Consider the following 15,503-nt stretch of genomic DNA (forward strand, 5'->3'; position numbering starts at 1 on the left):
TTGCCGCCCACGACACCCCCGGCGCCGCCGTTGCCGCCGTTGCCGCCGGTGGTCCCGCCGTTCCCGCCGGTACCGCCGTTGCCGCCCACGACACCCCCGGCGCCGCCGTTGCCGCCGTTGCCGCCGGTGGTCCCGCCGTTCCCGCCGTCGCCGCCGTTGCCGCCCACGACACCCCCGGCGCCGCCGTTGCCGCCGTTGCCGCCGGTGGTCCCGCCGTTCCCGCCGGTACCGCCGTTGCCGCCCACGACACCCCCGGCGCCGCCGTTGCCGCCGTTGCCGCCGGTGGTCCCGCCGTTCCCGCCGGTACCGCCGTTGCCGCCCACGACACCACCGGTGCCGCCCGTACCGCCGTTGCCGCCGGTCGTCCCGCCGGTTCCGCCGTTACCGCCGTTGCCGCCCTGGATCCCACCGGTGCCGCCCGTACCGCCGTTGCCGCCGGTGGTGGTGCCCTTTCCGCCGTTGCCGCCGTTACCGCCCAGGACCCCGCCCGCACCACCGTTGCCGCCGTTGCCGCCGGTGCCCTTGTGGTCGGCGTTGTCGTGGTGGTCGTGGTGGTCGTGGTCGTGGTGGTGGTGGTGGTGCTCGTGGTGGTCGTGGGCGACAGCCATCGTCTGCACCTGGGGCATGGGGGCGGCCGTCGCGGTGACGGCCGGGAGCATCACTCCCCCGGCGGCGGCCATGGCCGCCGCGGCCACCGTGGCGAGGCGCAGACCTCGCTTCGTCCGGTTCTCCGTACGGTTCGCGATCTTGCGGTTCATGGTGTCCTCCTACTTGTTCCGTAAGGCCCTTTTCGGTTTCCGGTTTCTCCGGTGGGGGCCGCACTTCAAGTAGGCGGGACGGGCGCCATGCCGGTCATGTTCCGAGGACTCGGGACTTGACGATCCGGACAAATGACACTATTGGGGCGCGAGGACCGGGCGGGCCCAGGCGGGCGGTGCCGGGACCGCGGGGCACGGGTCGACCAGCGTGGGGGTACGGCGGGCGGCCCGGACCGGCGGTTCGGCGGGCCCCATGGCGGCGCGCAGGGCCGCGACGAACTCCAGGCAGGAGCCGTAGCGGTCGTCCGGGGTCTTGGCGAGGGCCCGGAACAGCACCTCGTCGGCGGCCCGCGGCAGCTCCGGCCGCTCCTCGCTCAGCCCGGGCGGTGCGTCGTACTGGTGGGCCCAGAGCAGTTCGAGGTGGTCGTCGCGCCGGAAGGGCGGGCCGCCGGCCAGCGTCTCGTGCACCACGCAGGCCAGGCTGTACTGGTCGGCCCGGCCGTCCACCGGGCGCCCCGCGATCCGCTCCGGCGCCACGTAGTCCAGGGTGCCGACGAACTCTCCGGCGCTGGTGAACCCGGTGAGCGACAGGGACTTCTTCGCCAGTCCGAAGTCGGTGAGGTAGACGTGCTCGGGGTGGTCGCTGTCGACCCCCCTGGCCACCAGGACATTGCCGGGTTTGACGTCCCGGTGGACGAGTTCGCGGGCGTGGGCCGCGTCCAGCGCGGAGGCCAGCTGGGCGGCGATGCGCAGGGCCGCCGGCACCGCGAGCGGGCCCTCGCGGTCGATGAGCGCGCGCAGGTCCTGCCCGGCGACGTAGCACATGGCGATGTACAGGACGCCGTCCGTCTCACCGGCCTCGAAGACGGGGACGATGTGCGGGTGGTCGATGGCGGCCGCGACCCGGGACTCCTGGGCGAAGCGGCGGCGGAAGGCGTCGTTGCGCGTGTACTCGGGGGCCAGCAGCTTCAGCGCGACCGTCCGGTCGAGGCGCAGGTCCCGGGCCCGGTAGACGACGGCCATGCCGCCGCGGCCGAGCTCGCGTTCCACGCGGTAGCCCGCGATCTCGGCCCCGATCAGCCCGGAGGGCCGGCTGGGAGGCCAACTCACGCCTGAATTCTACCGAGTGCCCTGCTTGTCCGCGCAGGGCGAAGGACCGGGTCCCCGCAGGGAACCCGGGCCTCGCCGCGTGCCGGGCGGGGGTCATGCCGCCAGCGGGACCTCCGGCGTCGCGTCCTGCGCGGCGGGCGTGAGCGCCAGCTCCAGGACCTGGCGGACGTCGGTCACGGTGTGCACGTCGAGCCGGTCCAGCACCTCGGCCGGGACGTCGTCCAGGTCGGGTGCGTTGCGCTTGGGGATGATCACGGTGGTCACCCCGGCGCGGTGCGCGGCGAGCAGCTTCTGCTTCACCCCGCCGATCGGCAGCACCCGGCCGGTCAGCGAGACCTCGCCGGTCATCGCCACGTCCGTGCGCACAGGCCGGCCGGACAGCAGGGAGGCGAGGGCCGTGGTCATGGTGATGCCGGCGCTCGGGCCGTCCTTCGGGACCGCGCCGGCCGGGAAGTGGACGTGCACGCCCCGGTCCTTCAAGTCGGCCACCGGCAGCTCCAGTTCGGCGCCGTGGCTGCGCAGGAAGCTCAGCGCGATCTGCGCCGACTCCTTCATCACGTCGCCCAGCTGGCCGGTGAGGGTCAGGCCCGCCGCGCCGGTCTCCGGGTCGGCGAGGGACGCCTCGACGAAGAGCACGTCACCGCCGGCGCCGGTGACCGCGAGGCCGGTCGCCACGCCGGGGACGGCGGTACGGCGCTCGGCCGGGTCCTGGGCGGACTCGGGCACATGGCGCGGCCGCCCGATCAGGGCGTGCAGATCGGCGTCCGTCACGGTGAACGGCAGCTTCCGCTCGCCCAGTTCGTGCTGGGCCGCGACCTTGCGGAGCAGCCGCGCGATGGACCGCTCCAGGGTGCGCACTCCCGCCTCGCGGGTGTACTCGCCGGCGAGCCTGCGCAGCGCGCTCTCCTCCACGGTGACCTCGTCCCGGTCCAGGCCCGCCCGCTCCAGCTGGCGCGGGAGCAGATGGTCCCGGGCGATGACGATCTTCTCGTCCTCGGTGTAGCCGTCCAGGCGGACGATCTCCATCCGGTCGGCAAGGGCCTCCGGGATCGCCTCCAGGACGTTGGCGGTGGCGAGGAAGACCACGTCGGACAGGTCCAGCTCGACCTCCAGGTAGTGGTCCCGGAAGGTGTGGTTCTGCGCCGGGTCGAGGACCTCCAGGAGGGCCGCGGCGGGGTCTCCGCGGAAGTCGGAGCCGACCTTGTCGATCTCGTCGAGCAGGATCACCGGGTTCATCGACCCGGCCTCCTTGACGGCCCGCACGATCCGCCCGGGCAGCGCGCCGACGTAGGTACGGCGGTGACCGCGGATCTCCGCCTCGTCCCGGACGCCGCCGAGGGCGACCCGGACGAACGTGCGGCCCATGGCGTGCGCGACGCTCTCTCCCAGACTGGTCTTTCCGACACCGGGCGGCCCGACCAGGGCGAGTACGGCGCCTCCGCGCCGTCCGCCGATCACGCCGAGGCCGCGCTCGCCGCGCCGCTTGCGCACCGCCAGGTACTCGGTGATGCGCTCCTTCACGTCCTCGAGCCCCGCGTGCTCGGCGTCGAGGATCGCCCGGGCGCCCTGGATGTCGTACGCGGAGGCGCTGTCGTCGGTCCGCACGTTCCACGGCATGTCCAGGACGGTGTCCAGCCAGGTGCGGATCCAGGAGCCCTCGGGCGAGGCGTCGGAGGCCCGCTCCAGCTTGTCGACCTCCTTCAGGGCGGCCTCGCGGACCTTCTCCGGCAGGTCGGCGGCCTCCACGCGGGCGCGGTAGTCGTCGGACTCCTCGGCCGCGTCCTTGGCGTCGCCGTTCAGTTCGCGCAGTTCCTTGCGGACGGCCTCCAGCTGACGGCGCAGCAGGAACTCGCGCTGCTGCTTGTCGACGCCCTCCTGGACGTCCTTGGCGATGGTCTCGGCGACCTCCTGCTCGGCGAGGTGGTCGCGGAGCTGCTGGGTGGCGAGCTTGAGCCGGGCCACCGGGTCGGTGGTCTCCAGCAGTTCGACCTTCTGCTCGGTGGTGAGGAAGGGCGAGTAGCCGGAGTTGTCGGCGAGCGCGGCGACGCCGTCGATGGCCTGGACCCGGTCGACGACCTGCCAGGCGCCGCGCTTCTTCAGCCAGGTGGTGGCGAGCGCCTTGTACTCCTTGACGAGTTCGGCGACCTGACCCGGCAGCGGGTCCGGCACCTCCTCGGCGACCTCGGCGCCCTCGACCCACAGGGCGGCGCCCGGGCCGGTGGTGCCGGCGCCGATGCGGACCCGGCCGCGGCCGCGGATCAGGGCTCCCGGGTCACCGTCGGCCAGCCGGCCGACCTGCTCGACCGTGCCCAGCACACCCGTCCTGGCGTAGGTGCCGTCGATGCGCGGCACCAGCAGCACCTTGGGCTTTCCGGGTTCGGAGCGGGCGGCGGCCTGTGCGGCCTCCACCGCGGCCCGTACCTCGGCATCGCTCAGGTCCAGCGGAACCACCATGCCGGGCAGGACGACCTCGTCGTCGAGCGGCAGCACGGGCAGGACGAGAGTGAAAGCCGGTGACTCAGCAGCCATGATCTCCCCTTAGGCCGGTAACTTGAGCTGTACCGACTCAATGTTCTGGCTAGGGGGATTGTTCCCTGGATTGTGTTTGCTCTCAGCGATCACGTTCAGGGGTGGGGGTGCCACGGGGGCGGTTCGGGGAGTGCGAGGGGTGAGCGCGCTCAGGCGCGGCGCTGCCAGCGGCGGACGAGCGGCCAGGCCAGCACGCCGATCGTCAGGGCGATGAGGTGGCCCCAGTCGGTCATCGGATCGGTGAAGGCGGCCAGGTCGTCCAGGAGCAGCCCGGCCACCGAGACGAGCAGGGGCCAGCGCAGCCAGGGGGTGAGCAGGCCGGCCAGGGCGCCGGTGCTGGCGGCCACACCGAAGCTGATGCCGTAGTCGAGGCGGTGCAGCGAGGTGAGGGGGAGGTGGCCGAGGGCGACGGCCAGGCCCACCGGCACCTCGGTCGCCAGGGTGGCCAGGATGTGCCCGGACAGGAACACCGCGGCCGCCCGCGCCCCGCCTATCCGGCGCTCCAGCGCGGTCAGCACCAGCACGAAGGCGAAGGCGTACGGCGAGACCATCCCGCCCGCGATCCACAGCGCACTGGCCACCAGCACGGTCACCGGGGAGCACGCCAGGTGGAACACGTCCGTGCTGGAGTCCCGGTAGAGGGCGTGCACCAGCGCGGGGTCGGCCACCATGGCGATCACGGAGGTGACGGCCAGCAGCGTCGCATAGCCGAAGGTGAACGGGGTTCCGACGGGCGTCGGCACCAGCCGCCCGAGCCGCGCCGGAAGGGCGGACGGCGGGCGCCGTACGACGGGAGCCACCGCCACGGCCTGCGCGGTCCCCGTCGTGTCCACGGCCTTCCGCACATCCGCGGCCCCGGCCAGCGCGGCGCGCGGGGCGGGCATGCCGTCCAGCAGGTCCGCGACGACGACTCCGCCGGGAAGAGGCGAGTCCGCCGGGAGCGCGGGCGCCACCGGGCCCGTCGCGGTCCGTTCCACCTGAGGCGCTCCTTCCGTTACGCCCACAGTCAGCGTTGCGCGGGCCGCTGTCTATGACCGACGCCACGCGAGAGCGGATTCACAGCAACCTCTCACCGTCCGATTGCGTCCACGGCCGCGTCATCCGCAATTCCCGTGAAGGAAATGCCCAGTTCGAGCAGGATGGACGCATGACTGCCCTGGACGACTCTCCTGTGGTGCTGGACCGGCGTGACGGGCCGTACGGCGAGGTGGTGCTGCGCAGACACGGCGCGCTGTTGCAGATCATCGCCAACGGCTGCTTTCTTATGGACACCTCCGACGGCCGCTCGGAGCGGCTGCTGGTCGACGCCGCGTACGACGCGCTGGACGGCCGGCCGGAGCCGGCGGTGCTGATCGGGGGGCTGGGCGTCGGCTTCTCGCTCGCGCACGCCGCCGCCGACGGGCGCTGGGGGCGGATCGTGGTCGTGGAGCGGGAGCCCGCGGTCGTCGGCTGGCACCGGGACGGGCCGCTCGCCCAGGTGTCCGCCGGGGCGCTCGCCGACCCCCGGACGGAGATCGTGGAAGCCGATCTCGTTCGTTACGTCAATGAGACATCGGACACGTTCGACGCGCTGTGCCTCGACATCGACAACGGGCCGGGCTGGACCGTCACCGAGGACAACGGCAGTCTGTACTCACCGGCCGGACTCCGTTCCTGCGCCCGGGTGTTGAGGCCGGGCGGGGTGCTCGCGGTGTGGTCGGCCGAGCCCTCTCCGGAATTTGAAGGAAGCTTGCGGAATGCCGGGTTCCGTCAGGTGCGTACCGAAGAGGTCCCCGTTGCCCGGGGCGTTCCCGACGCCGTGCACCTCGGCGTCCGCCCTGGATAGCGACGGCACGGCGAGTCCCCGTAATGTGCTGCCCTGACGCGGATCAGTCAACGGATCTCTCAACAGGTCCCCCGGCCGGTCCTCACGCGTCGATCGCAGACATGGGATCACCCCACGGGTTCCGGAAAGCAACAAGCAGGGGCGGGCGATGGAGCAGACACACACCTCCCAGAGCGGTGCGGCGACCAGCACACCGGGCGCGCAGCGCCGGGTGCTGGTCGTCGAGGACGACACCACGATCGTCGACGCCATCGCGGCCCGGCTCCGCGCAGAGGGATTCCTGGTGCAGACCGCGGCCGACGGTCCGGCCGCGGTCGACACCGCCGAGGCCTGGCAGCCCGACCTGCTGATCCTCGACATCATGCTGCCCGGCTTCGACGGCCTGGAGGTCTGCCGCCGGGTGCAGGCGCAGCGGCCGGTGCCGGTACTGATGCTCACCGCGCGGGACGACGAGACGGACATGCTGGTCGGGCTCGGCGTCGGCGCCGACGACTACATGACCAAGCCGTTCTCCATGCGGGAACTCGCGGCCCGCGTGCATGTGCTGCTCCGCCGGGTGGAGCGGGCCGCGCTGGCCGCCGCCACCCCGCGCAGCGGCATCCTGCGCCTCGGCGAGCTGGAGATCGACCACGCCCAGCGCCGGGTGCGGGTGCGGTCGGAGGACGTCCATCTGACGCCGACCGAGTTCGACCTGCTGGTGTGCCTGGCGAACACCCCGCGCGCGGTCCTCTCCCGGGAGCAGCTGCTGGCCGAGGTGTGGGACTGGGCGGACGCCTCCGGCACCCGTACGGTCGACAGCCACATCAAGGCGCTGCGCCGGAAGATCGGCGCCGAGCGGATCCGCACGGTGCACGGGGTCGGGTACGCGCTGGAGACGCCGACGCCATGAGCGGTGCCGGGCGGCAGGCCGCACCCAGGAGCCCCGGGAGTCCCGTGGAGGAGCCCTGGGGCGGCGTACGCCCGTTCTCGATCAAGACCAAGCTGGGCGCGCTGGTCGTCATCTCGGTGCTGATCACCACCGGTCTGTCGATGATCGCGGTGCACACCAAGACCGAGCTGCGCTTCATCACGGTCTTCTCGATGATCGCCACGCTGCTGATCACGCAGTTCGTGGCGCACTCGCTCACCATGCCGCTGGACGAGATGAACACGGTGGCCCGCTCCATCTCCGAGGGCGACTACACCCGCCGGGTGAGCGAGAACCGCCGGGACGAGCTGGGCGACCTGGCCCAGACGATCAATGTCATGGCCGACGAGCTGGAGGCCCAGGACCGGCAGCGCAAGGAACTGGTCGCGAACGTCTCGCACGAGCTGCGCACCCCCATCGCGGGACTGCGCGCCGTGCTGGAGAACATCGTCGACGGGGTCACCGAGCCCGACCAGGAGACCATGCGGACGGCCCTGAAGCAGACCGAGCGGCTCGGCCGGCTGGTGGAGACGCTGCTGGACCTGTCCCGGCTCGACAACGGCGTCGTACCGCTGAAGATGCGCCGCTTCGAGGTGTGGCCGTATCTCTCGGGCGTGCTGAAGGAGGCCAACATGGCGGCGTCGGCGCGTGCTGGGCTGGCCTCGGACACCGGCCGCCACACGCGTACGGACGTCCATCTGCACCTGGACGTCTCCCCGCCGGAGCTGACCGCGCACGCGGACCCGGAGCGGATCCACCAGGTCGTCGCCAACCTGATCGACAACGCGGTCAAGCACAGCCCGCCGCACGGCCGGGTGACGGTGCGGGCGCGGCGCGGGCCGCAGCCGGAGTCGCTGGAGCTGGAGGTCCTGGACGAGGGCCCCGGCATCCCCCGGTCGGAGTGGCACAAGGTGTTCGAGCGGTTCAACCGGGGTGCGGTGACCCGGCCGCACGGCCCGGGCAGCGACGGCGGCACCGGCCTCGGGCTGGCGATCGCCCGCTGGGCGGTGGATCTGCACGGCGGCCGGATCGGTGTGGCCGAATCCGAGCGGGGCTGCCGGATCATCGTCACTCTCCCGGGACTGACTTCCGCACCAAGTTGACGTAAAGTCCGAACCGGAGGCACAAGATCCACGCCGGTCGCTGCCCTTCCGCGCAGCTGGACACGTGTGATCAGGAGCAGGCCCGCGCCACCCTTCGAACGAAGGCGCGCCGGGCCCGGCCCGTGCACCCTCCCACAGTGGAACCACGCTTGTTTCCCGCCATATCAAGCCCCGAAACAAGATTTCCGATGTGACTTACGCGACGATGACCTTGCTCGGCCTGACCTTCCCGCCGATGGAGGCGTAGCCTTTATTCCCGCTGTCCATCACCTTGTGAAGCGGAAGAGGGCGGTTGCCGCCGTGTCGCCACAGTCCCCCAGTAACCCGAGCGTCTCCACCGACGACCAAGCCGGGAAGAACCCCGCTGCCGCGTTCGGTCCGAACGAGTGGCTCGTCGACGAGATCTATCAGCAGTACCTCCAGGACCCGAATTCGGTAGACCGTGCCTGGTGGGACTTCTTCGCCGATTACAAGCCGGGTGCACCCGCCACCCCGGCTCCGGCGGGTACTGCGGCCGCGGGGGCCGCAGAGACCACCACCCCGGCCCCGAAGGCCGCCGCCCCGGCCCCTGCCCCGCAGGCCGCCGCTCCGGCCGCTCCGAAGCCCGCGAGCGCGGCTCCGGCTCCCGCCCCGGCCAAGCCGGCGCAGCCCGCACAGGCGCCCGCTCAGCCCAAGGCGGCCAAGCCCGCTCCCGCCGCCGCGGCCCCCGAGGGCCCGGAGCAGATCGTGCTGCGCGGTCCGGCCGCCGCGGTCGCGAAGAACATGGACGCCTCGCTGGAGGTGCCGACCGCCACCTCGGTCCGCGCCGTCCCGGTGAAGCTGCTGTTCGACAACCGCATCGTCATCAACAACCACCTCAAGCGCGCCCGCGGCGGGAAGATCTCCTTCACGCACATCATCGGGTACGCGATGGTGCAGGCCATCAAGGCCATGCCGTCGATGAACTGGTCGTACGGCGTCAAGGACGGCAAGCCGACGCTGATCAAGCCGGCCCACGTCAACCTCGGTCTCGCCATCGACCTGGTCAAGCCGAACGGCGACCGCCAGCTGGTCGTCGCGGCGATCAAGAAGGCCGAGACGCTGAACTTCTTCGAGTTCTGGCAGGCCTACGAGGACATCGTCCGCCGCGCCCGCGAGGGCAAGCTCACGATGGACGACTTCACCGGTGTGACGGTCTCCCTGACCAACCCCGGCGGCCTCGGCACCGTCCACTCGGTCCCGCGTCTGATGCCCGGCCAGTCGGTCATCATGGGCGTCGGCTCCATGGACTACCCGGCCGAGTTCCAGGGCACCAGCCAGGACACCCTGAACAAGCTCGGTGTCTCCAAGGTCATGACGCTCACGTCGACCTACGACCACCGGGTGATCCAGGGCGCCGCCTCCGGCGAGTTCCTGCGCCAGGTCGCCAACCTGCTGCTCGGCGAGAACGGCTTCTTCGACGACATCTTCGAGGCGCTGCGGATCCCCTACGAGCCGGTCCGCTGGCTCCGGGACATCGACGCCTCGCACGACGACGACGTCACCAAGGCCGCCCGCGTCTTCGAGCTGATCCACTCCTACCGGGTCCGCGGCCATGTCATGGCCGACACCGACCCGCTGGAGTACAAGCAGCGCAAGCACCCCGACCTGGACATCGTCGAGCACGGCCTCACCCTGTGGGACCTGGAGCGCGAGTTCGCCGTCGGCGGCTTCGCCGGCAAGTCGATGATGAAGCTGCGCGACATCCTCGGCGTGCTGCGCGACTCGTACTGCCGCACCACCGGCATCGAGTTCATGCACATCCAGGACCCCAAGCAGCGCAAGTGGATCCAGGACCGGGTGGAGCGCCCGCACTCCAAGATGGAGCGCGAGGAGCAGCTGCGCATCCTGCGCCGGCTGAACGCCGCGGAGGCGTTCGAGACGTTCCTCCAGACGAAGTACGTCGGCCAGAAGCGCTTCTCCCTGGAGGGCGGCGAGTCCGTCATCCCGCTGCTCGACGCGGTGATCGACTCCGCGGCCGAGTCCCGCCTGGACGAGGTCGTCATCGGCATGGCCCACCGCGGCCGGCTGAACGTGCTGGCGAACATCGTCGGCAAGTCGTACGCGCAGATCTTCCGCGAGTTCGAGGGCAACCTCGACCCGAAGTCGATGCACGGCTCCGGCGACGTCAAGTACCACCTGGGCGCCGAGGGCACCTTCACCGGCCTCGACGGCGAGCAGATCAAGGTCTCCCTGGTCGCCAACCCCTCCCACCTGGAGGCGGTGGACCCGGTCCTGGAGGGCGTCGCCCGCGCCAAGCAGGACATCATCAACAAGGGCGGCACGGACTTCACCGTCCTGCCGGTGGCGATCCACGGCGACGCGGCCTTCGCGGGCCAGGGCGTGGTGGCCGAGACCCTGAACATGTCGCAGCTGCGCGGCTACCGCACCGGCGGCACGGTCCACATCGTCATCAACAACCAGGTCGGCTTCACCGCGGCCCCCGAGTCCTCGCGTTCGTCGATGTACGCGACGGACGTGGCCCGCATGATCGAGGCCCCGATCTTCCACGTGAACGGCGACGACCCGGAGGCCGTGGTCCGCGTCGCGCGGCTCGCCTTCGAGTTCCGCCAGGCGTTCAACAAGGACGTGGTGATCGACCTCATCTGCTACCGCCGCCGCGGTCACAACGAGTCGGACAACCCGGCCTTCACCCAGCCGCTGATGTACGACCTGATCGACAAGAAGCGCTCGGTGCGCAAGCTCTACACCGAGTCCCTGATCGGTCGCGGCGACATCACCCTGGAAGAGGCCGAGCAGGCGCTCCAGGACTACCAGGGCCAGCTGGAGAAGGTCTTCACCGAGGTCCGCGAGGCCACCGCGCAGCCCGCCGGCGGCGCCGCCGAGGCCCCGCAGGACGGCTTCCCGGTCGCGGTGCCGACCGCGATCTCCGCCGAGGTCGTCAAGCGGATCGCCGAGTCCCAGGTCAGCGTGCCCGAGCACATGACCGTCCACCCCCGTCTCCAGCCGCAGTTGCAGCGGCGTGCGGCGATGGTCGAGGACGGCACCATCGACTGGGGCATGGGCGAGACCCTCGCCATCGGCTCGCTGCTGCTGGAGGGCACCCCGGTCCGCCTGGCGGGCCAGGACTCCCAGCGCGGCACCTTCGGCCAGCGCCACGCGGTGCTGATCGACCGGGAGACCGGCGAGGAGTACACCCCGCTCCAGTACCTCTCCGAGGACCAGGCGCGGCTGAACGTCTACAACTCGCTGCTGTCCGAGTACGCGGCGATGGGCTTCGAGTACGGCTACTCGCTGGCCCGCCCGGACGCGCTGGTGATGTGGGAGGCCCAGTTCGGCGACTTCGTCAACGGCGCCCAGACCGTCGTCGACGAGTTCGTCTCCTCGGCCGAGCAGAAGTGGGGCCAGACCTCCGGTGTGGTCCTGCTGCTGCCGCACGGCTACGAGGGCCAGGGCCCGGACCACTCCTCGGCCCGCCCGGAGCGGTTCCTCCAGCTGTGCGCCCAGAACAACATGACGGTCGCGATGCCGACGCTCCCGTCGAACTACTTCCACCTCCTGCGCTGGCAGGTGCACAACCCGCACCACAAGCCGCTGGTCGTCTTCACCCCGAAGTCGATGCTGCGTCTGAAGGCCGCGGCGTCGAAGGCGGAGGAGTTCACGAGCGGCGAGTTCCGCCCGGTCATCGGCGACAGCACGGTCGACCCGGCCGCGGTCCGCAAGGTCGTCTTCTGCGCGGGCAAGGTCTACTACGACCTGGAGGCCGAGCGGCAGAAGCGGGGCGTCACGGACACCGCGATCATCCGTATCGAGCGGCTGTACCCGCTGCCGGGTGCCGAGCTCCAGGCGGAGATCAAAAAGTACCCGAACGCCGAGAAGTACCTGTGGGCGCAGGAGGAGCCGGCGAACCAGGGTGCGTGGCCGTTCATCGCGCTCAACCTGATCGACCACCTCGACCTGGCGGTCGGCGCGGACATCCCGGCCGGCGAGCGGCTGCGGCGCATCTCGCGTCCGCACGGTTCGTCCCCGGCGGTGGGTTCCGCGAAGCGGCACCAGGCGGAGCAGGAGCAGTTGGTGCGTGAGGTTTTTGAGGCGTAAGCCCCACTGACCCCGTAAGGGCCCGGTATCGAGTTTCGTACTCGGTACCGGGCCCTTCGCCTACCCGGGGGCGGGATGAGGTCGTGTGCGGCTGCGGGTCCGGTTGCGGTTGCTCGCGCAGTTCCCCGCGCCCCTTTGGGGCGCGCTTCAGCCGATGTAGGCCTCGAAGTCCCAGTAGGGGCGGATGCGTTGGCGGGAGGAGATGGTGTGGGGGTGCTGGGCGCCCAGGGTGCGGGTGAGGGCCAGCAGGGCGTCCTCCTCCAGCTTGCCCGCCTCCTCCTGCTCGTTCGCGGCGCGCAGGTCCGCGGCGAGCGCCACCTGGCAGGACAGCGTCAGCGGATGCTCGTGTCCCAGCATGTGCCGCACCCGGCGCAGGCTGTCCCGGCTCAGTTCCACCGCCTCCGGGATCCGCCCGTTGAGGTTGCGCGCGCCGGCCGCGTTGAGGGCGCAGCCCAGCACCCAGGGATGGTCCGGCCCGAGCGTCGCGCTGAGCCCGGCGAGCGCGGCCTCGAACATGGCCAGCGCGTCGGCCCGCTCGCCGGCCGCCTGCATCACCAGCCCGGTGTTGGAGAGCATGCCGGTGGCGACGGGGTGCGCGGGGCCGAGCAGCGCCCGGTAGCCCGCCTCCGCCTCGTCGATCAGCTCCCGGGCATGGCTGAGATCGCCGTGTTCGCGCAGGAAGTTGCCGTAGTTGGTGAGGAAGCCCAGCGTGCGGTGGTGCTCACGGCCGTACAGCTGGATCAGTTCGTCCAGCAGGCCCGCCATGGCCGGGCCGACGTCCGGCGCGTTGCCGCCCTCCCGGCGGCGGCACATGGCCAGCTGGGAGCGGGCTTCGAGGGTCTGCGGGTGCCGTGGGCCGAGCACCTGCACATGGAGCCGTACGACGGGTTCCTGGCGGGCGAGCGCCTCGCGGTAGCGGCCGAGCAGCCGGAGGCTGTGGGTGACCGCGTTGCCCGAGTGCAGGGTGTTGATGTGCCGGGCGCGCAGCACGCTCTCGCCCAGCGCCAGGGTCTCCAGGTCGAGGTCCAGCGCCTCCGCGTACCGGCCGAGCATGCGCAGGCTGACGCCGAGGTTGTGCCGGGCGACCAGGGTCGGCGGCTCGTCCGGGCCGAGGAGCCGCTCGTTGCCCTCCAGGACCTCGCGCTGGAGGTCGTACGCCTCCTGGTAGCGGCCGAGCGAGCGCAGCCCGGAGGCGAGGGCGGCCTTGCTGGCCAGCTCGCCGATCTCGTTGCGCCGCGGCGCGGCCTGGAGCTGCCCCAGCACGCCCCGGTGGAGTTCGTACAGTTCCCGGAACCGGCCGCTGTTGCGGAGCATGTTGCCCTCCTGGGTGGCCAGGTCGAGCATCGGCTGGTCGATCGGCTCCATGAACCGGGACCAGTGCTCGCGCACCTGCTGGGCCAGTTCCAGGCCGCCGCTGTACTCGCCGCTGCGGGAGCAGTAGCGCAGGCAGTTCAGGACGAGTTCCTGCACGCGCGGCTGGCGGCTCTCCAGGGCGCCGGAGGCCGACAGGTGCGGCAGGAGTTCGGCGTAGCGCGGCCAGTTGCGGCTGTCGGCGGGGTTGCCGGGGTCGGCCTCGGCGAGCAGGGTGCGCACCGCCCGCCGGTGCACCTCGCGGCCGCTGTCGCCGGTCAGCTTGGAGACGATGTCGTGGACCAGCCGGTGCATGTGCACGGACTCCTGGTGCGGGCCCATCTCGGCGGCCAGTGGGCCGCGGGTCTCCCGGGTGAGCACCGAGTAGCTGACCAGGGTGTCCAGCGCCCGGGTCCAGGCGGGCAGGTCGGTGGCCATCCAGCGCAGCTCGTCGGGGAGTTCGGCGCGCGGGTAGGCGCGGATCAGGCCCAGCGGGATGCGGCCGGGGGCGAAGGAGGTGCACAGTCCGAGCACGTCGATGGCCTGCGGCTGGGAGCGGCGCAGCCGGTTGAGCAGTATGGCCCAGGAGGTCAGCGAGGACTGCGGGAAGCCCTCGCCGGTGACGGGCTCGTCGACGGTGGACAGCCGGCGTTCGCGCACCATGCGCAGGTACTCGGCGACCTCCATCCGGGACTCGCCGAGCCAGGACGCGGCCTGCACCAGCGGCAGCGGTACGTCCCCGAACTCGGCGGCCACCTCGTCGGCCTCCCGGGCGGAGATGTGCGGGGCGCGGCGCATCAGATAGCCGGTGGACTCGGCGCGCAGGAAGGCGGGGATCTCCAGGACGTCGGTGTGCTCGCTCCAGCCCCGGTTCCGGGAGGTGATCAGGACGTGCCCGGTGCCCTGCGGGAGCAGCCCGCTCACGCCCTCGATGTCGTCCCAGCCGTCGAAGACCACCAGCCAGTTCCCGTACGGCTCGCCGCGCCGCAGTGCGTTGCGGACCGCGCGGATGCGTTCGCCGGGCTCGCTGCCGGCGCGCAGGCCGAGTTCGACGGCGAGTTCGCCGAGGCGGTCGCGCTGGATGGTGCGGTCGTCGGAGTTGACCCACCACACCAGGTCGTAGTCGGTGCTGAAGCGGTGCGCGTACTCGGCGGCGAGCTGGGTCTTGCCGATGCCGGACATGCCGACCAGGGTGCAGGCGGCGGCTCCGCGTTCGGCGTCGGCGAGCCGCTGCTGGAGTTCGCCGAGCAGGTCGTCACGGCCGGTGAAGCGCGGGTTGCGGCGGGGCACCTCGCCCCAGATCTCGCAGCGCTCGTCGGGGTAGCGGATGCGGCCCGGCACCGGGCGCGGGCGGGCGAGGGGTTCAATGCCGAGCCGGCGGAGCAGCCGTTCCTCGGCGGCCTCCTCGCTCAGCGCCCACAGGCTGGCCGGTTCCAGTACGGCGGTGGCGGGCAGCAGCGGGCGGTTGGTGAGGTTGACCGCGGCGAACCGGTCGGCGTGCGCGGCGACGAAGCCGCGCAGGGCGTCGTTCCACTCGCCCGGCGGGCGCGGGCCCAGCTCGAAGAACCAGTCGTTGAGGACCAGCAGCACCTGGCCGCTGGCCAGCAGCAGATCGCCGAGCGAGTCCTCCAGCGCCACCTCGCGCGGCGGGTCCCAGCGCTGGAGGGTGGCCCGGCGCCCGTGCCGTTCCAGGCACTGCGCGATCCATGCCGCCCATGAGCGGTGGTAGCCCGGGAAGACCACGAGCACATGCTCGGGTGCCGCCGCGTCCGTGGCGACCGGTCGCCGCTGTTCCGCCATCGCCGCTCCCTGTTCCGGCGGCTGCCGGCCTCACGGGCAGCCGC

General features: G+C 71.8%; 8 protein-coding genes and 1 pseudogene. 4 read left to right on the forward strand and 5 right to left on the reverse strand.

What is annotated here, in order from left to right; translation table 11 throughout:
- From ACZ5CZ_RS15990 to ACZ5CZ_RS16005, 4 genes and pseudogenes are all read right to left on the reverse strand, one after another.
- A pseudogene (locus tag ACZ5CZ_RS15990) lies at positions 1 to 758 on the reverse strand (hypothetical protein); the annotation flags it as partial.
- A 138-nt stretch (positions 759 to 896) separates the two neighbouring features.
- Positions 897 to 1,868 (reverse strand): serine/threonine-protein kinase, encoded by a 972-nt coding sequence (locus tag ACZ5CZ_RS15995; protein WP_385840022.1) that lies wholly within the window; start codon positions 1,866 to 1,868, stop codon positions 897 to 899.
- Between the two features lie 93 nt (positions 1,869 to 1,961).
- Positions 1,962 to 4,397: an endopeptidase La gene (gene lon / locus ACZ5CZ_RS16000; RefSeq protein ID WP_468943136.1), complete on the reverse strand. Its 2,436-nt coding sequence runs from the start codon at positions 4,395 to 4,397 to the stop codon at positions 1,962 to 1,964.
- Positions 4,398 to 4,546: 149 nt separating this feature from the next.
- Positions 4,547 to 5,374: a rhomboid-like protein gene (locus ACZ5CZ_RS16005; protein ID WP_385840024.1), complete on the reverse strand. Its 828-nt coding sequence runs from the start codon at positions 5,372 to 5,374 to the stop codon at positions 4,547 to 4,549.
- A 170-nt stretch (positions 5,375 to 5,544) separates the two neighbouring features.
- On the opposite strand from ACZ5CZ_RS16005, the gene ACZ5CZ_RS16010 reads away from it, so the two are divergent.
- The 4 genes from ACZ5CZ_RS16010 to ACZ5CZ_RS16025 all read left to right on the forward strand — a co-directional run bounded on the left by ACZ5CZ_RS16010 (position 5,545) and on the right by ACZ5CZ_RS16025 (position 12,309).
- Positions 5,545 to 6,222: a spermidine synthase family protein gene (locus tag ACZ5CZ_RS16010; protein ID WP_468943139.1), complete on the forward strand. Its 678-nt coding sequence runs from the start codon at positions 5,545 to 5,547 to the stop codon at positions 6,220 to 6,222.
- A 148-nt stretch (positions 6,223 to 6,370) separates the two neighbouring features.
- Positions 6,371 to 7,111 carry a response regulator transcription factor gene (locus tag ACZ5CZ_RS16015; RefSeq protein ID WP_385840026.1) on the forward strand — a complete coding sequence of 247 codons (741 nt, stop codon included), beginning with the start codon at positions 6,371 to 6,373 and terminating at the stop codon, positions 7,109 to 7,111.
- Positions 7,108 to 8,232: a HAMP domain-containing sensor histidine kinase gene (locus ACZ5CZ_RS16020; RefSeq protein WP_385840027.1), complete on the forward strand. Its 1,125-nt coding sequence runs from the start codon at positions 7,108 to 7,110 to the stop codon at positions 8,230 to 8,232. The genes ACZ5CZ_RS16015 and ACZ5CZ_RS16020 overlap by 4 nt, the downstream gene beginning before the upstream one ends.
- Positions 8,233 to 8,532: 300 nt before the next feature.
- Complete coding sequence (locus ACZ5CZ_RS16025) at positions 8,533 to 12,309, forward strand: multifunctional oxoglutarate decarboxylase/oxoglutarate dehydrogenase thiamine pyrophosphate-binding subunit/dihydrolipoyllysine-residue succinyltransferase subunit (RefSeq protein ID WP_385840029.1); 3,777 nt, start codon at positions 8,533 to 8,535, stop codon at positions 12,307 to 12,309.
- Between the two features lie 147 nt (positions 12,310 to 12,456).
- Here ACZ5CZ_RS16025 and fxsT read toward each other — a convergent pair whose 3' ends face one another.
- Complete coding sequence (fxsT, locus tag ACZ5CZ_RS16030) at positions 12,457 to 15,459, reverse strand: FxSxx-COOH system tetratricopeptide repeat protein (RefSeq protein WP_385840030.1); 3,003 nt, start codon at positions 15,457 to 15,459, stop codon at positions 12,457 to 12,459.
- Between the last annotated feature and the right edge of the window lie 44 nt (positions 15,460 to 15,503).

This window comes from Streptomyces sp. NPDC031418, assembly GCF_055581605.1.